This window comes from Silvimonas terrae (assembly GCF_014202765.1).
Taxonomy (GTDB): Bacteria; Pseudomonadota; Gammaproteobacteria; order Burkholderiales; family Chitinibacteraceae; genus Silvimonas; species Silvimonas terrae.
Window position 1 is genome coordinate 1 of record NZ_JACHHN010000006.1, and the last position, 20,180, is coordinate 20,180.

A 20,180-nucleotide genomic window follows, 5' to 3' on the forward strand; every position below is an offset into this window, starting at 1 on the left:
CCCTGCGCTTCTCGTGAGGGCCGGCTGGCTCCAGGGAACTCGCTACGCTCAAACACCCTTACGCCGAAACCCCGGCCCTCCCTGCGATGCTCGGCACTGTCGGAGGGGAGGTATGTCAAAAGCAACGGCAACATCAAAAACCAAAACAAAAACAAAAACAAAAACAAAAACAAAAACAAAAACAAAAACAAAAACAAAAACAACCCCAACCCAACCCCGCAAACCGTCTGCTCGCAAGAACGGTTCACCAAGCCCACCACTTCGTCATTCCGGCCCTGAGCCGGAATCCAGTCCGCAGCCCAACGGGCTGCCTATGGTTGCGACCCCGCTGCAACTGCCATCTGGTAAGAGCAAGTGTCACTGTGGGGGTACCGGCACGCTCCCGATTCATCCATGGCTACAAACCGGTATCAGCGCCTGCGGCGCAAGTATTTTGAACTGGATTCCGGCTCAAGGCCGGAATGACGAGTCAGTGGGATGCGCGTTGAATTGGCTGTTGCTGTTGCTGTTGCTGTTGCTGTTGCTGTTGCTGTTGCTGTTGCTGTTGCTGTTGCTGTTGCTGTTGCTGTTGCCGTTGCCGTTGGTTTGGATTTTGGGGTTGTAGTTGCTGTTGTCTTTGATGTTCTCCCCCCATCAAAGCCCAGCGCCGAAGGAGTGGAGGGAGACCCCAGGCTCCCGACCGACTGAGGGAAGCCCGGAGGGCCGCCAGGCTGGGGTCGCCTTTCTTTGCCTACTTTCTTTGGCGAAGCAAAGAAAGTAGGGTGCTCCCGCCACCGCGGGTATCAAATGCTTTTAAAAGACCCGCGCCGCAAGGCGCTAACACGCTTTCCCAACCCTCAGAGGCACAGACCACCAAGCCACCTTCTGGTGCACCCCCCTCTACCACCTCCCCCCACCGTCCATGCCCCAACAAAAAGCCCCCAAGGTCTCCCAAGGGGGCTTTCTGACAACCGGCAAGGTCAAACCCTGTCAGCATGCCGTGCTGGCAGGCACCGCAATCAGATGCTGTCCTGCGGATTGGCACCGTGCAGGCGTTGCTCCAGGTCCAGCACGCGGGCTTCCAGCTCGGCCAGTTTTTCGCGGCTGCGTGCCAGCACTTCTTGCTGGATTTCGAATTCTTCACGGGTCACCAGGTCAAGCTTGGTAAAGGCCGTGCTCATCATGGCGCGCACGTTCTTTTCCACATCCTTGGCCGGGCTGTTGGCAATGGCGTCCGAAATCTTGTTGGCGATTTCGTCGAACAGCTTTTCCTTGATCATGATGCTTCTCCTGGTTTTGTGTTGTACCTGACCAGTTTAGCAGAGCAAGCCCAAAAGCCTACTCCTCAGCACAATAACTTACGTGAATATTTCCTGAAAATCCATGCACTTGCACGGTGCATGCACTATTTTCAACTTGGTTCACGCGCGCATAAATGGTGCGCGGCAAGGTGCAAAGCGGCGCATTTGCCGTTTATCCGCCACGTGCTGACGGCATTTGCGGGGCTGGCACGGTTTCTGCTGAGAGGGAAACGTCGTTACCGGGACATGAGGAGCAAACCCATGAAATTTGTTACCGCCATCATCAAGCCGTTCAAGCTCGATGAGGTTCGTGAAGCCTTGTCGGCCATTGGCGTGGCTGGTCTGACCGTCACCGAAGTCAAAGGCTTTGGCCGTCAGAAGGGTCATACCGAGCTTTATCGCGGCGCCGAATACGTTGTTGATTTTCTGCCCAAGGTGAAACTGGAAGTCGCCATTGCGGACGACCTCCTGGATCAGACCCTGGAAGCCATCGAAAAGGCAGCCAATACCGGCAAGATCGGCGACGGCAAGATTTTTGTCTTCTCGCTTGAGCACGTCGTTCGCATTCGCACCGGTGAAACCGGCGAGTCGGCCATTTAAGCCAATCAAGAAAAATACGGGAAGGAGATGACCCGATGAAGAAATTACTTGCGATGTTCGCAATGCTGGGCGCGATGTGTATGGCCGCCCCCAGCTTTGCCGACGATGCTTCTGCTGCGGCCCCGGCGTCTGACGCTGCCGCTGTGGTGGCTTCTGACGCCTCTGCTGCCGCGCCGGCCCCGGCCGCTGCAGTGAGTTCCGACGCTTCGGCCGCTGCCGCTTCTGCACCCGCAGCAGCCCCGGCGCCGACTGCGCCTTTCAGTGTTGATTCTTCCAAGATCAGCGGTGGCGATACCGCATGGATGCTGACTTCCACGGCGCTGGTGTTGTTCATGACCATCCCGGGCCTGGCGCTGTTCTACGCCGGCATGGTGCGCAAGAAGAACGTGCTGGCCACCGTGATGCAAAGCTTTGCCATCACTTGCCTGATCACGATCATCTGGGTGGTGATTGGTTACTCGCTGGCCTTCACGCCGGGTAACAGCTTCATTGGCGGGTTCTCTCGCGTGCTGTTGTCGGGTATGAACTACATCAAGGGTGCTAACGCAACCACGCTGACCGTCAGCCATCTGGCCACGACGATCCCGGAATCGGTGTACATGGTCTATCAAATGACCTTCGCCATCATCACGCCGGCCCTGATCACCGGTGCGTTTGCTGACCGTATGAAGTTCTCTGCCATGCTGGTATTCATGGCCCTGTGGTCCATCATTGTCTACGCTCCGATCGCTCACATGGTGTGGGAACCGACGGGCTGGTTGGCAACCGCAGGCATCCTGGACTTTGCTGGCGGTACTGTGGTGCACATCAACGCCGGTGTCGCCGGTCTGGTATGTGCCCTGGTGCTGGGCAAGCGCGTGGGCTTTGGCAAAGAAGCCATGGCACCGCACAACCTGGTGCTGTCGCTGATCGGTGCTTCCATGCTGTGGGTGGGCTGGTTCGGCTTCAACGCCGGCTCTGCAGTGGCTGCTGATGGCCGCGCCGGTTTCGCCATGATGACTACGCAAGTTGCCACCGCCATGGCTGCACTGGGCTGGCTGTTTGCCGAGTGGGTTGCCAAGGGCAAGCCATCCGTCCTGGGCATCATCTCTGGCGCTGTGGCAGGTCTGGTTGCCATCACTCCGGCCTCTGGCTTCGTGGGTGTCGGTGGTGCGCTGATCATTGGTCTGCTGGCTGGTGTGGTGTGCTTCTGGTCCGCCACATGGCTCAAGCACAAGCTCGGTTACGACGACTCCCTGGATGCCTTTGGCGTGCACGGTGTGGGCGGTATCCTGGGTGCGGTGTTGACTGGTGTGTTCGCAGTGAAAGATATCGGTGGCGCTGACGGCAACGTGATTCTGCAGATCAAGGGTGTATTGACCACCGTGATCTACAGTGGCGTGCTGACCTTTGTCCTGCTGAAGATTATTGATGTTGTGATCGGCCTGCGCGTGACTGAAGAAGAAGAACGCGAAGGTCTGGATGTGGCCCTGCACGGTGAACGTGTGGAGTAAAACCAGAACAAGACAAAACACATCCGCTTGGTCGTAAAGAGCAGAGTCGTACCTTCAACCCGCCGCAAGGCGGGTTCTTTTTTTGCAGCGTGGCCCGCACTGGTAAAAAAACGCCCCGCGGTCTGGCGGGGCGTCGGGCTGGTCCAATGCAGGCTCAATGCAGCGCCATTTGCGCCACTTTCCACACGGTCATCAAGAGGGCAATCAACAGATACGCCCGCAGCACCCCCATCCACAACGTATTGCGCCGGGACAGCACCATGGGTTTGAGTGCCGACAACGGCGGCATGCGCCATGCATAGCGTGCCTTGTCGGTAAGCACGGCTGGCTTGTGATCGCTGAGGGCGTCTTCCCGCGCATGGATCACATTGACCGCCAGTGCGACCACCAGACCAATGACCCCGCCAAAGATCAATGTGTTGACGATGGTCTGTTCCGGCATATCCGGAAACAACACGGCCGCCACCAGAATCACCGATAACAACACCAGCGCCGCAACGACCACCGCCGTTAACAGATTGGTCAGCCGGCTATTAACCCACGGCCCCAACACCTCCCGGTCGTTGCACAGAATCAGCAAGAACACCGACGCGCTGGGCAGCAGCACCCCGGCCAGCGTCTGGACTGCGTTGGTCAGCAGACCCAGTGGCACACCCGGGATCAGCACCAATGCCGCCGCCAGTGCAATCAGACCGCAGTAAAACAGGTAGAAGCCTTTGGCGTCGCCCGGCTTGCGGTGTAGTGAATGCTTGAGGTTGAGCACGTCCCCCATGGCATAGGCGGTAGAGAGCGAAACCGCCATGGCGCCAATCAGGCTGGCATCAATCAGGGCAATGGCAAACAGTACGCCGGGAAGTCGGCCGTAGTGCTCGCCCAAAGCTTTGGCGACCGCGCCTGCATCGGTGAACTGGCCAAATTCCGGGCGGCCAGCGAACAGATGGGCACTGAAGGCAATCATGGCGACGGCGCCAATAATGACCAGCGCAATGCCCAGCCACAGATCTGCCCGTTCGTACTTGATAAAACGCGGCGTAATACGCTTGTCGATCACATAGCTTTGCTGGAAAAACAACTGCCAGGGCGCCACCGTGGTCCCGACGATAGCAATAATCAGCAGCATGATTTCGCTGAGCTTGCCAGCGGGCAGTTGCGGCACCACAAAGTCATGCGCGACCTGGCCCAGCGGCGGATGCACAATCACAAAGATCGGCACCAGCAGCAGACTGGCAAACACCAGCACCATGGACATCCGTTCAAAGCGACGAAAATCCCCAGTGCCAGCCGCCGCCATAATAGCCAGCGCAGACAGAATCACCCCTGGCACTTTGGGCATACCCAGGTAATCCAGACCCAGACTGATCCCGATGAACTCGGTCACAATGGTCAGCGCGTTGAGCAAAAACAGATCCACCACGCTGAACGCACCCCAGAACTTGCCGAAGCGCTCAAAGATCAGCCGGGCGTGACCGACGCCGGTCACTGCGCCCAACCGCAGCACCATTTCCTGGTTCACATACAGCACGGGAATCAGCAAGGCCAGCGTCCATAGCAGACTGGTGCCATAGTTCTGGCCCGCTTGGGCGTAGGTGGAAAAAGCGCCGGCATCGTTGTCACCGACCATGACGATCAGACCAGGCCCCAGAATGGCCAGCAAGGTACGCAGACGCTGCGCCCAGGTTTTGCGAGAGGCCACGTCGCCGTGGCGGATGGTGCCGAAAGCACCTTTGATATCACCGACATGGGCGCTATCGAGCACCGCTTGTTGTTCAGTCATGTCGTGTACTCCTGCGTTTTTGTGTTTTTCTGGTGGGCCGCACTGGCGCGGCCCGGCGGGTCAAGCGCGGCGCAGCCAGCGGCGGATCCGTTGCCCCAGGGGCAGGCGGGTCTGAATGGCAGCAGCGGGATGGATGTGTTCGGGCCGTTTGAAATCGGCCAGTGGCAGAGCGAAGAACATGGCACTACTCCTGAATCAGGTACGACCAAGGGGTCGCGTTCAGGCGCAGCAGGCAGGTGAGCAGGAAAGCCGGACGAAGCGCGCTAGCGTGGGCTCCTTCCAGATGGTATGCACACCCGCCCTGCTGCCGTCACGCGGGGCAGGTTGGGTAAACAAGATCGACTGTCGTCGGACATGGGACATGCTCCGGTTCGTGAATCACACACGCAGGTTGTGGCCGTGCCTTGCCGCAGTGGCAAAGCCAAGCAGGACACGTGCGCAGCGGCCGCGCTTTGCAATGGGCGCGGACATGCTGCGCAACACCAGCGCAGACCAGGGGTCAACAATAATCAGTGGGATGTACAAGCCGGCGGCTGAAGGCCGCTGGCATGGCATACCGTTGCGCGGATCGGCAACAGCACGCCAGAAAGGAGGGGGGTGCGTAGCCGGATTAGCGCGTCATTAACGCGGGACGACTGGGGGTTTCCAAGGCGGTTGGGCCTCAAAGTATGAAAACGGCGCCATTGTTATCCCGGTGCCATAAAAGCGTCAACGCGTTTTTTGTGCGTGTGGCGTGAGAGATATCCGGCGCCAGATAGGCAGGCGAGTTGTTTATATATCGGCGTTATGTTCGGTAAACTTGCAGCCAAAAGCAGGCTATGTGCTGCCATCATCAAATGATGTGCAAAGGTGGGCGCCGCAAAAAAGCCGCAAGGTACGCGGTCAGGCGTAGGTTTGCGGCTTTGTGCTGAGACGGATTTGTCAGGCCAGGGGTCAGATCAGATGACGAGCGGCCTCAATCGCAATGGCCACCGAATCACTTTCCGTCTTCTTCATGGTCTCGGCGTTGGGAATTTCCTGCTGGGTACGGTTGACGATCACGCCGGCAATCATGCCCGCACGCAGGCCCAGTGCAGCACACATGGTCAGCAGCGTGGCCGATTCCATCTCGTAATTCATGACGTGCAGCGCCTGCCATTGCTGCATGCTGCCTTCCCATTCCTTGTTCACGCGGCCAGAAAAGGTGTCGTAGCGTTCCTGGCCAGGATAGAAGGTGTCAGAGGACGCCGTAATGCCGACGTGTGCTGTCGTGCCTTTGGCTTTGGCACCAGCAACCAGCGCCGTGGTGCAGTCAAAGTCAGCGACGGCAGGGTAAGCGGCCGGTGCAAAGTGGTAGCTGGCACCATCAAGCCGTACCGACCCCGTGGTGATCAGCACATCCCCCACATTGATATGGGGCTGGATCGCACCGGTGGTGCCGACGCGCAAAAAGGTGCGAACCCCCAGCTGCGCCAGTTCTTCCACGGCAATGGAGGTCGACGGGCCACCAATGCCGGTAGAACACACCACCACCGGTTTACCGTCCAGCTCGCCCAGCCAGGAATTGAATTCGCGGTGGCTGGCCAGGGGTTGCGGGTTCTGCATCAGTTCTGCAATGCGCTGGCTGCGGGCCGGGTCGCCCGGCACGATGGCCAGCGTTGCACCCTTGAGCATGGCTTTGGTCAATCCGAGGTGGAACACTTCGGACTGGGTATGGGTTTGCGACATGAGTTGATCCTTGTCAGTCTGCTGCACGAGTCGGCGTAATGGGGCGGGTCAGGCGTTCGGGTCGAGGTAAAACGCACCGGGCAGAAGGGCACTGGCGCTGGTCACTTCCACATCGCCCTTGAGGTTGGTGAGCACCACTTCCAGCGTGGGTGAACCCAGTTCAATGATCACCTGCCGGCACGCACCACACGGTGCAATCGGGCCATCGGTATCGCCCACGACGGCCAGGGTGGCAAAGTCGCCCGGCTTGTAACCAGCGGCGATGGCGGCAAACAGCGCCGTGCGTTCAGCACAATTGCACAGGCCATAAGAGGCGTTTTCCACGTTGCAGCCATGAAAGACCTTGCCATCCCGCGTGAGTAGCGCTGCGCCGACCTGGAAACGGGAATACGGGGCATAGGCTTTCTGGCGCGCGGTTTTTGCTTCCTGCATGAGTTCTTGCTGGTTCATGGTGACTCCTTGTCAAATCGGAACCGGGCTCGGTGGTCAGTAGCCGGTTATCAGTGATGGGTAGGCTAATGAATAAGCTGCTGGATCACTGGTGGCAATTGGGGGGGCGTATCCGTAATGGTGTAGGCGGCGATGACGTCTGCCATGGCATTGCGGGCGCTGTTTTCATTGTGGGCATGCACCAGCGCAAGCGGCTGGCCGGGTTCCACCCGAGCGCCCAGTTCTGCCAGTTCAGTCAGACCCACCGCAAAGTCGATCCGGTCTGCCGGCAAACGGCGACCACCGCCCAGGTTGACCACCGTCAAACCCAGCGCGCGGCAGTCGATATTGCTGATGTAACCGGTTCGCGTGGCGATCACCGGCACCTGGGTGCGTGACTGGGCCAGACACTGATCGGGCGTTTCCAGCAGGTTGGCCGGCCCACCCAGCGCGGACACCATGCGGGCAAAGCGTTCGGCAGCCGCGCCGGTATCAAGGCTGTGCAGCAGTTTGTCGCGTGCCTCTGCCGCATTGGCAGCCAACCCGCCCAGCATCAGCATATGCGTGGCGAGTGTCAGCGTTACTTCGTGCAGCCGCGCAGGCCGGCTCTTGCCGGACAGGTAATCAATGGCGCAGCGGATTTCCACCGCGTTACCCGCTGCCGGGGCCAAGGGCTGGCTCATATCGGTGATCAGCGCCGCCGTTTTAAGCCCGGCCCCGTTACCGACATCGACAATGCTGTGCGCCAGCGTCTGGGCTTTTTCCAGTGTTGCCATGAATGCGCCACTGCCGGTTTTGACATCCATGACCAGCGCTTGCAAACCCGCACACAACTTTTTGGACAGGATGGACGCGGTGATCATGGCCACCGATTCCACCGTCGCGGTGACGTCCCGTACGGCGTAGATGCGTTTGTCCGCTGGCGCCAGGTCTGAGGTCTGGCCGACGATGGCGAGGCCCGTCTCGCTGACAATGCGCTGCAAGCGTGGCAGATCGGGCGAAGTGTCATAGCCCGGGATCGCTTCCAGCTTGTCCAGCGTGCCACCGGTATGGCCCAGCCCGCGGCCGGAAATCATCGGTACAAAGCCGCCGCAGGCCGCCACCATCGGCCCCAGCAGCAGGGACGTCACATCACCCACCCCACCGGTGGAGTGTTTGTCTACCACCGGGCCGGGCAGGTGCCATTGCGCCCAATCCATGGTTCGGCCGGAGTCGCGCATGGCCAGGGTGAGTGCTACCCGTTCATCCGTACTCATGCCATTGAAATAGACGGCCATGGCCAGCGCAGCAACCTGACCATCTGACACCGAACGATCCACCACGCCACGGACAAAAAAGCTGATTTCTTCCGCGCTAAGGGCAATGTGGTCGCGCTTTTTGCGGATAATTTCCTGGGGTAAAAACATGATCGACCTCAATCAATTAGAGCGCGCAGGCCGGACCGCCGCGTTCAGTAAGCTGAATTGCGGGTGGCGCCTGCGTCATGCCCCAGCGTGGTCAGCAAATTGCCGAGGAGACTGGATGCACCAAAGCGGAAGGTGGCCGGTCTGGCCCAGTCTGGCCCCATGATGCGATCGGCCAGCGCCAGATACGCTGCAGCCTCGGTGGCGGTGCGTACGCCGCCGGCCACCTTGAAACCTACCGGTTTGCCGGATTTGCGGATGGCTTCCAGCATGATCTCTGCCGTCTGCAAGGTGGCATTGACCGGCACCTTGCCGGTTGAAGTCTTGATGAAGTGTGCACCAGCCGCGATGGCGATCTCGCTGGCGCGCTTGATCAGTTGCGGCGCGGTCAGTTCTCCCGACTCAATGATCACCTTGAGCACTTTGTCGCCCACGGCAGTGCGACACATCGAGACCAGTTTGTGGCCCACCTCTTCATCGCCTGCCATCAGCGCGCGATAGGGGAAAACCACGTCCACTTCGTCCGCGCCCAGCAGCACGGCTTCGGCGGTTTCGCCGGCGGCGGCTTGCGGGTTGGCCTCGCCCGCCGGGAAATTGGTCACGGTCGCCACCGGAATACTCAAACCCCGGGCAGCCAGGGCTTCTTTGGCGGTGCGCACAAAGGGTGCATAGACACACAAAGCCGCGGGTGTGCCCAGCGGCGTGTCCGCTGCAGTGGCCAGGGCGCGGATGGAATCGTGCGTATCGGTGTCGTTCAGCGCGGTGAGGTCCATCAAATGCAGCGCGCGCAGCGCTGCTTCGGTCAGATGGTTGCGGTCGGTCATGATTGCCTCCGGCGGGTACATGATTACAAAGACAGGAAAATGCCGGCAATGGTTGCACTCATCAGGTTGGAGAGTGTGCCGGCGACCACCACGCGCAGGCCATAGCGGGCTACCTCAGAGCGCCGCTCTGGTGCGACGGCGGAAAACCCGCCCGTCAGGATGGCGATGGATGAGAAATTGGCAAAGCCGCACAGCGCAAACGACACGATCGCCAGGGTTTTGGGGTCCAGCACCGTCAGGCCGGCGGCGGCTACGCTGGTCGCGTCCTTCAGATAGGGTGCCAGCCCGACATAGGCCACAAACTCGTTCAGGATCATTTTCTGCCCCAGGAAATTGCCAGCCACCTGGGCGTGTTCCCACGGTACGCCAATCAGCCAGGCCAGGGGCGAAAACGCATAGCCCAGCAGGGCCTCCAGCGTCCATTGCGGGTGACCAAACCAGCCAAAGAATCCGCCCACAACGCCGTCCAGCAAGGCAATCAGGCCAATGAAGGCAATCAACATGGCCCCCACATTGAATGCAATCTGCAGGCCCACCTGCACGCCAGAGGCAGCGGCCTCAATGACATTGGCCGGACGATGTTCATCAAAACCGACATTGTCGAACTCGACCGTACTGGGCCCGGTGGTGGGACAGATAATCTTGGCAAACAGCAAGCCGCCAGGAATAGCCATGAACGAGGCCGCCAGCAGGTATTCCATTTTCACGCCCAACCCGGCGTAACCCGCCAGCACCGAGCCCGCCACGGCGGCCATGCCGCTGGACATGACCGCAAACATTTCCGGCCCGTTCATTTGTTTGACGAAGGGTTTGACCACGGCCGGCATTTCGCTCTGGCCCAGAAAAATAGTGGTTGCCGCAGAAAACGATTCGATTTTGGAGACGCCGATGATCTTCTGGAAAACGGTCCCCAGAATCAGCACGATCCAGCGCATAACACCGACGTAATACAAGACAGAGATCAGCGCAGTAACAAAAATGATCGCCGGCAACACGCGAAAGGCGAACACAAAACCACCATCGCCAAACACTTCAAACATCTTTTTGCTGACCAGGCCGCCAAACATGAACTCAATGCCGTGGCTACCGTAATCAAGCACGGCATTCACGGCATTGGCGGCACCGGCCAGAATGTCTTTGCCCACCGGCACAAACAGAATGAATGCCCCGATGGCAATCTGGGTCAAGAGCGCGGCAATGACCACACGCGGTTTGATCAAACGACGATTGTTGGAAACAGCAAATGCGATCAACAACAGAACCAGCATGCCTACAAGGCTGCGGATGATATCCATCTTGAAAGGTACCCCCGAAACGGCGTATCGAGATTGTTCTTTGCACCTGACCTGTCCGCTTGTGGCGGGGCCCGGTTATCCAGGAAACAGCTGACCGCCCAATTTGATCGCGCGGGCGCGCGTCAGTATTGATGCGTATCCTGTTTTTGGCAGAAAAATCCCTGATATGCCAATCAGGTTTGTCCTGATGCGGGAGTGAGGAGTGAGGAGTGAGGAGTGAGGAGTGAGGAGTGAGGAGTGAGGAGTGAGGAATGACGACGTAGAGGTGTGCAAGGGGCGGTGAACTGGCCACAGAATCTGGCACACCGCACACCGCACACCGCACACCGCACACCGCACACCGCACACCGCACACCTCACCCCTCACCCCTCACACCTCACCCCGTCAGTAATACTTCTTGAGGTCCATCCCCTTATACATGCCAGCCACATAGTCCCCATAGCCATTGAACATCAATGTCTTGCGCCGGAAGAATTCGCCAATACGCCGTTCGGTGGCCTGGCTCCAGCGCGGGTGATCGACTTCCGGATTCACGTTGGAGTAAAACCCGTATTCGCTGGCCACCGACTTGTTCCACGCCGTCCCCGGCTGGGTACTCACCAGGCGGATTTTCACAATGGATTTGGCGCTCTTGAAACCATATTTCCATGGCACCACGATGCGGACCGGCGCGCCGTTCTGGTTAGGCAGCGGCTTGCCATACAGGCCAAAGGTCAACAGCGTGAGCGGATTCATGGCCTCATCCATGCGCAGGCCTTCGGTATAGGGCCAATCCAGTACCCGTTCGGCCAGGCCTGGCATCTGGCGCGGGTCTGCCAAGGACGTAAATTCCACATATTTGGCGTTGCCGGTGGGTTGAACCTGCTTGATCAGGTCCGCCAGTGGGAAACCCTCCCATGGGATCACCATGGACCACGCCTCAACGCAGCGCAGGCGGTAGACGCGTTCTTCCATGGGCGCCAGCTTGATCAGGCTGTCGATATCAAAGGTCTGTGGTTTAAGGCACTCACCTTCCACCCGCACGGACCAGGGCCGGGTTTTCAGCGTCCCGGCGTTCTGGCCCGGATCGGTCTTGTCCGTACCAAACTCGTAGTAGTTGTTGTAATGGGTGATCTGATCAAAGGTGTTCTGGGCTTCCGTCGTGTTGTATCTGGAGGGTTTGCCTGCAAACACATTGGCCGGTGCGGCTGCGGCCATGGCCAGCTCAGGTATCAGGCTGGCACCCATCAGCGTGCCGGCCGCTGCCATGAAGCGGCGACGTTCGCGATAAATATCTTCCGGTGTGATCTCGCTAGGCGTAATGCCCGCGTCAAACATGAAACGAGACATGAAGGTTCTCCCACAGTGGTGTGAGCTATGAGTCGGGTTATTGCCGGTTTTCTTACGCGGATGAATTGTTTTTGGATGCACGGCACCGGTATCGCCAGGCTTTTGCGCGTGTGACCGTCAGTGCAGTAAAAAGTGCGCGGTGAACACACCGGCGGCGGCCACCACCAGCACACAGGCCGCGATCTTCATGGTGCGATCGACTTCTTTGCGGGCTTTGGGGTAAAGCCGGCTCCAGAGCCACCATGCGGCCAGCAGCAGGACCAGAACGCGGATCATCTGTAGAAATGCTGGGAGCATGTTTGTTTTTCTGGATCAGTAAGGGACGCTTATCGCCGCCGAAAGCGTAGGTCATCTCCGACGACACTTAATGTTCTACTTTAAGTACCGTGGTTTATATGCTGATACTTAATGATTTTATTCGACGGGAATTTTTGTGTGAAGTCCATTATAAGTGATTGTATAGAAACGGAAAAATAGGTGAGCGCCCCTTGTGGCGCGTTTTTTTTTGCTCTATAGTGGGGCGAAGTGGGAGAAAGTGGGTGAAAGTGTCCTTTTTACCCAGAATTCACCAGGAAAAACCAGGCAATGTTCGGCGGCGTAGCAACTCTCAATCTCGACAGCAAAGGGCGTTTGGCCATTCCAGCCAGACACCGCGAACTGCTGTCTGCGCATTGCGCCGGCAAACTGGTGATTACCGTGGAACCGGCAGGCTGCCTGCTGGTTTATCCCGAGCCGGACTGGGTTCCGGTCCGGGACAAGCTCAATCAGTTGTCTGGCGCGCAAGTGGCCATCCGCCGCGTGATCGTCGGGCACGCCGAAGAAATCGAAATGGATAGCGCCGGTCGCGTGCTGATCCCGCCACGCCTGCGCCAGATCGCCGGCCTGGACAAAGAAGTTGCACTGGTGGGCATGGGTAACAAGTTCGAACTGTGGGATGACGTCAAGTGGGCCGCACAAACTGCGTCCGTACTGGCGATTGACCCGGCGGAACTGGCCCAGCAAATGCAGGGTATCGTGCTGTGAGCTTTATCCATCGCACGGTCCTGCTCGACGAAGCGGTCCAGGGCCTAAATCTTCAAGCTGACGGTATTTACGTCGACGGCACCTTTGGTCGTGGCGGACACAGCCGCCGCATTCTGTCACAACTGGGCCCGAACGGTCGCTTGATCGGGTTCGACAAAGACCCGCAGGCCATTACCGAGGCCGGCACCATCACCGACCCCCGCTTCACCATTGTTCACGATGGCTTTGCACATCTGGCGCAAGCGCTGGACAAGCTGGGCGTGGACAAGGTCGATGGCGTGCTGCTGGATCTCGGTGTTTCTTCCCCCCAACTGGATGATGGCAGTCGCGGTTTCAGTTTCCGCTTCGACGCGCCATTGGATATGCGCATGGATACCACGCGCGGCATGACTGCTGCCGAGTGGTTGAACACTGCTGATGTAAAAGACATTGCCGAGGTGATACGTGACTATGGCGAAGAACGGTTTGCTAAACAGGTTGCAGCAGCGATTGTTGCGGGTCGGGGCGAACAACCCCTCACGAGTACACGCCAACTTGCCGCGCTCGTGGCAAAAGCCGTCCGTACCCGTGAGCCGGGCCAGGACCCGGCGACGCGTACCTTCCAGGCTGTACGGATTTTCATTAATCGGGAGCTTGAAGAGCTCTCGCTGATCCTGCCGCAGGCGCTCTCGCGCCTGAAAACAGGTGGGCGTTTGTCGGTCATTGCCTTTCATTCGCTGGAAGACCGGATCGTCAAACAATTCGTGCAGCATGCGTCAAAATCACACATGCCGGACAGATTGCCGCTCAGAGCCTCCGAAATGCCGGTGCCGCCACTGAGAATCATCGGCAAACCGGTCAGAGCCTCCGAAGAGGAGGTGGCGGAAAACCCCAGGGCCAGAAGTGCGATCCTGCGGGTGGCAGAAAGAACGGAGGCGGCGCTGTGATCCGCCTCAATCTGTTTTTATTGGCCCTTGCCATTGTGTGTGCCTTATCTGTTGTGACCAGCCAGCACCGCGCGCGTAAAGCGTACGGAGAACTGCAGAAAGAACAAGAGGTTGCGCGTCAGCTTGACGTGGAGTGGGGCCAGTTGCAGCTGGAAGAAAGCACCTGGGCCATGCATTCACGGATCGAGTCTGAGGCCACCCAGCGTCTTGGCATGCAGATGCCTGGCGCTACGCGCACGCAAGTGGTCGGCCCGGATGGCACGGCGGTCGGTCGCATTGCCACCAAAGCGGATCTGAAAGAATGAACGCGCGTATTTCCTCAGTGCGTCCGCATCAACGCCACGTCCATGTGCTCAAGCTGGAGCGCTGGCGGGTCTGGGCGATTGTAACGCTCTTGATGGCGCTGTTTGGCGTGCTGCTGGCGCGTGGCCTGTATCTGCAGGCGTTCAACGAGTCGTTCCTGCAAAGCCAGGGCGACGCGCGTTACACCCGTACCCTGAAGCTGGAAGCCAACCGCGGCATGATCACCGACCGCAATGGTGACCCGCTGGCTATTTCTACCCCGGTGCAATCCATCTGGTGCAGCCCGCGTGGCATGACGTTGCTGCCGCCGGGCCAGAAGCGCGATGACGACTGGGAACCGGCCAATGAGAAAGACCCGGTGCCGGTGTCGCGTGCCGAAGTGGCTTCACTGGGTAAGGCGTTGGGGATGACCCCGACCGATATCATCGGTCGTATCACGGCTTCGACCAAAAAAGGCCCGAACGGCGAAGATATCCGCCCGGATTTCGTCTGGCTCAAGCGCGGTATGGCGCCAGCCGACGCCAAGAGCGTGCTGGCGTTGAATGTTCCCGGCGTTTACGCCCAGACCGAATACCGCCGTTACTACCCCGCCGGGGAAGTGATGGCGCACATCATTGGCTTTACCAATATCGATGGTAAAGGTCAGGAAGGCTTTGAGCTGACCCGTGACGGCATGCTGGCGGGCAAGCCAGGCAGCCGCACGGTAATCCGCGATCGTCGCGGTTATATTGTGGAAGACATTTCCACCATCGTCCCGCCGCGTGATGGCGAAACGCTGACGCTCTCTATCGACAAGCGCATTCAATATCTGGCTTACCGTGAACTCAAGGCGGCAGTAGAAGCTAACAAGGCCGTGGGCGGCGGCATTGTGGTGCTGGATGCCCATACCGGCGAAGTGCTGGCACTGGCCAATGCCCCTTCGTACAACCCCAACAGCCGCGCCCGTATCGATCCGGCTGCCCGTCGGAACCGGGCGCTCACCGATATCTACGAACCCGGTTCGGTGATGAAACCGATCACGATCTCGGCGGTCATGGATTCCGGCAAGATCACGCCTTCCAGTCGGGTGGATACCTTCAACGGCACCATGTCGATTGGCCCGGCGACCATTCACGACACCCACCATGGCGGCGTGTTGTCCATTGCCCAGGTCATCCAGCAATCTTCCAATGTGGGCGCAGCGCGTATCTCTTTGATGATGCCGCGTGAATATATGTGGAACGCCTACCACAACGCCGGCTTTGGCGAAGTGCCGCACAGTGGTTTCCCCGGTGAAGCGGGCGGCATTTTGCGTAACTGGAAAAACTGGCGGCCCATCGAACAAGCCACCATGGCCTTTGGTAACGGTATTTCGGTCAGCCTGATGCAAATGGCGCGTGCCTACCAGATGTTTGCCGATGGCGGCCAGATTCACCCGATCACCTTTACCAAACTGGTTGCTCCCATGCCGGGCAAGCAGGTGATTACCCCGCAATCGGCGCAAGCCATGCGCGACATGATGGAAAGCGTGGTGCAGCCTGGTGGTACCGGGGTTGCGGCGCGCGTGGTGGGCTACCGCGTAGCGGGCAAGACCGGGACGTCCCACAAGCTGGAAAATGGTCAGTATGTGAACAAGTACGTTGCGTCATTTATTGGTATGGCCCCAGCATCTGACCCCCGTTTGATTATTGCCGTGATGATTGATGATCCTCAGGGCGGCAAGCACTTTGGCGGCTCCGTGGCGGGCCCGGTGTTCAGTAATGTCATGGCTGGCAGTCTGCGTTTGCTGGGCGTACCGCCCGATGCGCCGACCGACAATATCCTTCTGCCCGCACCCGATGAATCGGATGCAAGGGAATAACATGAAGCCACAAACCTGGAAACTTCCCGAGCTGGACCTGGCCGCCATCGATGCGATTGCCGCTGGCCGTGCCGTGCGCGCCGATAGCCGTCTGGTTGGCCCGGGCGATGTGTTCCTGGCCTTCCAGGGCGAATACGCCGACGGCCGCACTTATATAGATAAGGCTATTGCCGCAGGCGCTGGTGCGGTGTTGTGGGAAGCCGAAGGTTTTACCTGGCAACCAGACTGGACCATTCCCAACCTGGCGATCCCGCAATTGCGCGCGCAGGCTGGCATTGTGGCGTCCCACTTGATGGGTGATCCCTCGCAAGCGCTGTTAGTTGTGGGCGTGACCGGCACCAATGGCAAGACCTCGATTGCCCACTGGCTGGGCCAGGCTTTCAGTCTGCTGGGCAACAAGACCGGCGTGCTGGGCACCATGGGCAACGGCCTGTGGGGTGATCTGGAATCGTCCACCCACACCACGCTGGACCCCGTCGCCGTACAACAATGGATGACCCGCTTCCGTGACCAGGGTGCCAGCCACGTCGCCATGGAAGTCTCTTCCCACGGTCTGGCGCAGGCACGGGTGCATGGGGTTGCGTTCGATACGGTGGTGTTCACCAACCTGACGCGGGATCATCTGGATTACCACGGTTCCATGGACGCCTACGGTGCCGAGAAGGCCCGGTTGTTCGCCTGGGAAGGGCTCAAGAACGCAGTCATTAACGTGGATGACGAATTCGGCCGCAAGCTGGCCGAAGAAACCACGGCGCAGAACGTCTTTACCTACGGGATTGACCAGGGAGATATCCGCGCCATCGCCGTGCATACCTCGCTGGCAGGGCTTGCGCTGGAAATCGACACCCCGCAAGGTCGTTGCAGTGTGGTGAGTGAGCTGATTGGCCGCTTTAATGTCTACAACCTGCTGGCCACGCTGGGTGTGCTGCTCAGTGCCGGGGTTTCATTGACCGACGCCGCTCGTGTGCTGGGCGAAATCAAACCCGCTGGTGGCCGCATGCAGCGTCTGGGCGGCGGCAAGCTACCGCTGGTGGTCGTGGACTACGCCCACACGCCAGACGCACTGGAAAAAGCGCTCTCTACCTTGCGTGACGCCATGCCGGAAGGCAAACGGCTGTACTGCGTGTTTGGCTGCGGCGGCGACCGTGATCCGGGCAAGCGCTCCATCATGGGCAAGATTGCCTGTGATCTGGCGGACAACGTCATCATCACCAGTGATAACCCGCGCTCGGAAAGCCCGCAAAAAATCATTGAAGACATCGTCAAGGGCGTCGAGGGCGTTTACGGCCTCGGCGACCACAACTACGCCATCAGCGTGGACCGCCGCCATGCCATTGAAGACACCATTGATCTGGCCGGACCGGACGATGTGGTGCTGATTGCCGGTAAGGGCCACGAGACGTATCAGGAAATCAATGGCGTGCGCCAGCACTTCGACGATGTCGAAGAGGCGCGCGCTGCACTGGAAAGGAAGTCGCAATAATGCTCACCCTGCGCGAAACGGCGCTGGCCCTTAACGGCGCGCTCACTGGCGATGCGGATCTGGTCTTTACCCGGGTCAGCACGGATAGCCGTGATATTCAGCCGGGCGACTTGTTTGTGGCCCTCAAAGGCGAGCGCTTCGACGGCCATGACCACGCCGCCGCCGCGCTGGCGCAAGGGGCTGTTGCGGTGCTGGTTGAGCGTGAAGTGCCGGGCACGCATATCGTCGTGCCCGATACCCTGGCCGCATTGGGCCAACTGGGTGCGTTCTGGCGTAACCGCATGAGCGGTCTGAAAGTGATCGCGGTGACCGGCAGCAACGGCAAGACCACCGTGAAAGAGATGATCGCCACCGTGCTGGCGCATTACGCCGGTGCCGATGCCGTGCTGGCCACGCGTGGCAACCTGAATAACCACATTGGCGTGCCGCTGACGCTGTTGAGCCTCAAACCGGAACACCGCTACGCCGTGGTCGAAATGGGCATGAACCACTTTGGCGAGATCGACTACCTGACCCATCTGGCCAGCCCGGATGTGGCGCTGGTGAACAACGCGTTGCGCGCCCACCTCGAAGCCCTGGGTTCGGTGGAAGGCGTAGCGCGCGCCAAGGGCGAAATTTTTGGCGGCCTCAAAGATGGCGGTACGGCAGTGATCAATGCGGATGATCCGCACGCAGAACTGTGGAGCCAACTGGCCATGGGCAAGCGGCAGATCACGTTTGGTCTGAAATCGGCCGAAGTGCATGCGCGTGAAGTGCGGACCACTGATGAAGGGAGCCAGTTCATTCTGGGGGCCGGCATTGATGAAACCCACGTGCTGTTACCGGTGCCTGGCCTTCACAACGTAGGCAATGCGCTGGCTGCGGCCGCCGCGTCGTCGGCGGTGGGTCTGACCGTGGATGAGATTGCCGCCGGTCTGGCCAGCTACAAGGGTGTGAAGGGGCGACTGGAACGCAAAACGGCCGCCAACGGCGCCGTGCTGATTGATGACACCTACAACGCCAACCCGGATTCCATGCGCGCCGCCATTGATGTGCTGACCGGCCTGAGCGCCGCCAGCGGCAAGCCCTCGATCCTGGTGCTGGGCGATATGGGTGAAGTGGGTACTGAGAAAGTTGAGCGCCACATCGAGATTGGCCAGTACGCCAAAGACAAAGGCGTGCAGCAACTGTTCACGCTGGGCACAGACATGACCCACGCTGCTGCCGCATTTGGCAGCCCGCATTACGCCAGCCTGGAAGACCTGCTGGCGGCACTGAACAAAGCGGTAACGCCAGACAGCATCGTCCTGGTGAAGGGCTCGCGCTTCATGCAGATGGAGCGCGTGGTCAAAGCGCTGCAAGCCGATAACAACAATAAAAAGGATGCCTGAACCATGTTGCTGCTGCTGACTCAATGGCTGGGCGAGTCGATCCGCGCTTTCAACGTGTTCAACTACATCACGTTGCGCGCCGTGCTGGCCATGATTACCTCACTGGGCATTTCCTGGATGCTGGGCCCGTGGGTGATCCGCAAACTGACCGAAATGAAGGTCGGCCAGTCCGTGCGCACGGATGGTCCGCAAACCCATCTGGTGAAAGCCGGCACACCCACCATGGGCGGTACGCTGATTTTGCTGTCGATTGGCATCACCACACTGTTGTGGGGCGAACTCAACAACAAGTATGTGTGGCTGACGCTGATTGTGACGCTGGCGACCGGCGTCATCGGTTTTATTGATGACTACAAGAAAGTGGCACTGAAGAACCCCAAGGGTTTGTCGGCCCGCGCCAAGATGATCGGCCAGTCTGCCATTGCCATTGGGGCCGGCGTGTTCCTCGTGAATGCCGGCCAGTTACCGTCGCATACCGGCTTCATCATCCCGTTCTACAAGGAAATCCTCTACCCGTTCGGGGCGATTGGTTTCTGCGTACTGACCTATTTCGTGATCGTGGGGACATCCAACGCGGTGAACCTGACCGATGGTCTGGATGGCCTGGCGATCATGCCCACCGTGTTTGTCTCCGGCGCCTTCTGCATTTTTGCCTATGTCGCCGGCAACGCGGTGTTCTCCAAATACCTCGGCATTCCGCATGTACCGGGCGCGGGCGAGCTGGTGATTTTCTGTGCCGCCATGGCGGGCGCGGGTCTTGGTTTCTTGTGGTTCAACGCCTACCCGGCAGAAGTGTTTATGGGTGACGTCGGCGCGCTGGCGCTGGGCGCGGGCCTTGGCACCGTGGCCGTGATCGTGCGCCAGGAAATCGTGTTGCTGATCATGGGCGGCGTGTTTGTGGTCGAAGCGCTTTCCGTGATGATCCAGGTAGCCAGCTTCAAGCTCACCGGCAAACGCGTGTTCCGTATGGCCCCGCTGCATCACCACTATGAACTGAAAGGCTGGAAAGAAACGCAGGTGGTTGTGCGCTTCTGGATTATCACCATGCTGCTGGTGCTGGCGGGTCTCGCCACACTCAAGCTGCGGTAAGAGGACAGGAC

General features: G+C 59.3%; 19 protein-coding genes. 10 read left to right on the forward strand and 9 right to left on the reverse strand.

Annotated elements, in window-relative coordinates; translation table 11 throughout:
• The first annotated feature begins 112 nt into the window (after positions 1-112).
• Complete coding sequence (locus HNQ50_RS14300) at positions 113-604, forward strand: hypothetical protein (RefSeq protein WP_184101883.1); 492 nt, start codon at positions 113-115, stop codon at positions 602-604.
• A 394-nt stretch (positions 605-998) separates the two neighbouring features.
• Here HNQ50_RS14300 and HNQ50_RS14305 read toward each other — a convergent pair whose 3' ends face one another.
• Positions 999-1,259, reverse strand: coding sequence for an accessory factor UbiK family protein (locus tag HNQ50_RS14305; RefSeq protein ID WP_184101884.1), 261 nt, complete (start codon positions 1,257-1,259; stop codon positions 999-1,001).
• Between the two features lie 282 nt (positions 1,260-1,541).
• On the opposite strand from HNQ50_RS14305, the gene glnK reads away from it, so the two are divergent.
• Both glnK and HNQ50_RS14315 read left to right on the forward strand, forming a co-directional pair.
• A complete protein-coding gene (glnK, locus tag HNQ50_RS14310) occupies positions 1,542-1,880 on the forward strand; it encodes a P-II family nitrogen regulator (RefSeq protein ID WP_184101885.1) in 339 nt (112 codons plus the stop codon).
• Positions 1,881-1,915: 35 nt separating this feature from the next.
• Entirely contained in the window at positions 1,916-3,373 is a 1,458-nt protein-coding gene (locus HNQ50_RS14315) for an ammonium transporter (protein ID WP_184101886.1), read from the forward strand.
• A 154-nt stretch (positions 3,374-3,527) separates the two neighbouring features.
• On the opposite strand, the gene HNQ50_RS14320 is transcribed toward HNQ50_RS14315, so the two are convergent.
• From HNQ50_RS14320 to HNQ50_RS14355, 8 genes are all read right to left on the reverse strand, one after another.
• Positions 3,528-5,147 (reverse strand): Nramp family divalent metal transporter, encoded by a 1,620-nt coding sequence (locus HNQ50_RS14320; protein WP_184101887.1) that lies wholly within the window; start codon positions 5,145-5,147, stop codon positions 3,528-3,530.
• A gap of 933 nt (positions 5,148-6,080) precedes the next feature.
• The gene (gene udp / locus HNQ50_RS14325; RefSeq protein WP_184101888.1) at positions 6,081-6,854 is read right to left on the reverse strand and encodes a uridine phosphorylase; all 774 of its coding nucleotides are present in this window, start codon (positions 6,852-6,854) and stop codon (positions 6,081-6,083) included.
• A 48-nt stretch (positions 6,855-6,902) separates the two neighbouring features.
• Positions 6,903-7,304, reverse strand: coding sequence for a cytidine deaminase (locus HNQ50_RS14330; RefSeq protein ID WP_184101889.1), 402 nt, complete (start codon positions 7,302-7,304; stop codon positions 6,903-6,905).
• 65 nt (positions 7,305-7,369) lie between these two features.
• Positions 7,370-8,689 (reverse strand): thymidine phosphorylase, encoded by a 1,320-nt coding sequence (deoA, locus tag HNQ50_RS14335; protein WP_184101890.1) that lies wholly within the window; start codon positions 8,687-8,689, stop codon positions 7,370-7,372.
• Between the two features lie 44 nt (positions 8,690-8,733).
• On the reverse strand, positions 8,734-9,510 hold the full coding sequence (deoC, locus tag HNQ50_RS14340) for a deoxyribose-phosphate aldolase (RefSeq protein WP_184101891.1): 777 nt from the start codon (positions 9,508-9,510) through the stop codon (positions 8,734-8,736).
• Positions 9,511-9,533: 23 nt separating this feature from the next.
• Complete coding sequence (locus HNQ50_RS14345) at positions 9,534-10,805, reverse strand: NupC/NupG family nucleoside CNT transporter (RefSeq protein WP_184101892.1); 1,272 nt, start codon at positions 10,803-10,805, stop codon at positions 9,534-9,536.
• 385 nt (positions 10,806-11,190) lie between these two features.
• The gene (gene msrP / locus HNQ50_RS14350; protein ID WP_246428736.1) at positions 11,191-12,135 is read right to left on the reverse strand and encodes a protein-methionine-sulfoxide reductase catalytic subunit MsrP; all 945 of its coding nucleotides are present in this window, start codon (positions 12,133-12,135) and stop codon (positions 11,191-11,193) included.
• 117 nt (positions 12,136-12,252) lie between these two features.
• Positions 12,253-12,432, reverse strand: a complete 180-nt coding sequence (locus HNQ50_RS14355) for a protein MIGRI (RefSeq protein ID WP_184101893.1) — start codon at positions 12,430-12,432, stop codon at positions 12,253-12,255.
• Between the two features lie 288 nt (positions 12,433-12,720).
• Here HNQ50_RS14355 and mraZ point away from each other — a divergent pair, with 288 nt between their 5' ends.
• From mraZ to mraY, 7 genes are read left to right on the forward strand one after another with little or no spacing between them, the layout of a single operon-like run.
• Entirely contained in the window at positions 12,721-13,158 is a 438-nt protein-coding gene (gene mraZ / locus HNQ50_RS14360) for a division/cell wall cluster transcriptional repressor MraZ (RefSeq protein WP_184101894.1), read from the forward strand.
• A complete protein-coding gene (rsmH, locus tag HNQ50_RS14365; protein ID WP_184101895.1) occupies positions 13,155-14,084 on the forward strand; it encodes a 16S rRNA (cytosine(1402)-N(4))-methyltransferase RsmH in 930 nt (309 codons plus the stop codon). Before mraZ ends, rsmH begins: the two co-directional genes overlap by 4 nt.
• Entirely contained in the window at positions 14,081-14,389 is a 309-nt protein-coding gene (gene ftsL / locus HNQ50_RS14370; protein WP_184101896.1) for a cell division protein FtsL, read from the forward strand. Before rsmH ends, ftsL begins: the two co-directional genes overlap by 4 nt.
• A complete protein-coding gene (locus HNQ50_RS14375; protein WP_184101897.1) occupies positions 14,386-16,227 on the forward strand; it encodes a peptidoglycan D,D-transpeptidase FtsI family protein in 1,842 nt (613 codons plus the stop codon). The genes ftsL and HNQ50_RS14375 overlap by 4 nt, the downstream gene beginning before the upstream one ends.
• A gap of 1 nt (position 16,228) precedes the next feature.
• Positions 16,229-17,710: a UDP-N-acetylmuramoyl-L-alanyl-D-glutamate--2,6-diaminopimelate ligase gene (locus HNQ50_RS14380; RefSeq protein ID WP_184101898.1), complete on the forward strand. Its 1,482-nt coding sequence runs from the start codon at positions 16,229-16,231 to the stop codon at positions 17,708-17,710.
• Entirely contained in the window at positions 17,710-19,080 is a 1,371-nt protein-coding gene (locus tag HNQ50_RS14385) for a UDP-N-acetylmuramoyl-tripeptide--D-alanyl-D-alanine ligase (protein WP_184101899.1), read from the forward strand. The genes HNQ50_RS14380 and HNQ50_RS14385 overlap by 1 nt, the downstream gene beginning before the upstream one ends.
• Positions 19,081-19,083: 3 nt before the next feature.
• Complete coding sequence (gene mraY / locus HNQ50_RS14390; RefSeq protein WP_184101900.1) at positions 19,084-20,169, forward strand: phospho-N-acetylmuramoyl-pentapeptide-transferase; 1,086 nt, start codon at positions 19,084-19,086, stop codon at positions 20,167-20,169.
• Positions 20,170-20,180 lie beyond the last annotated feature (11 nt).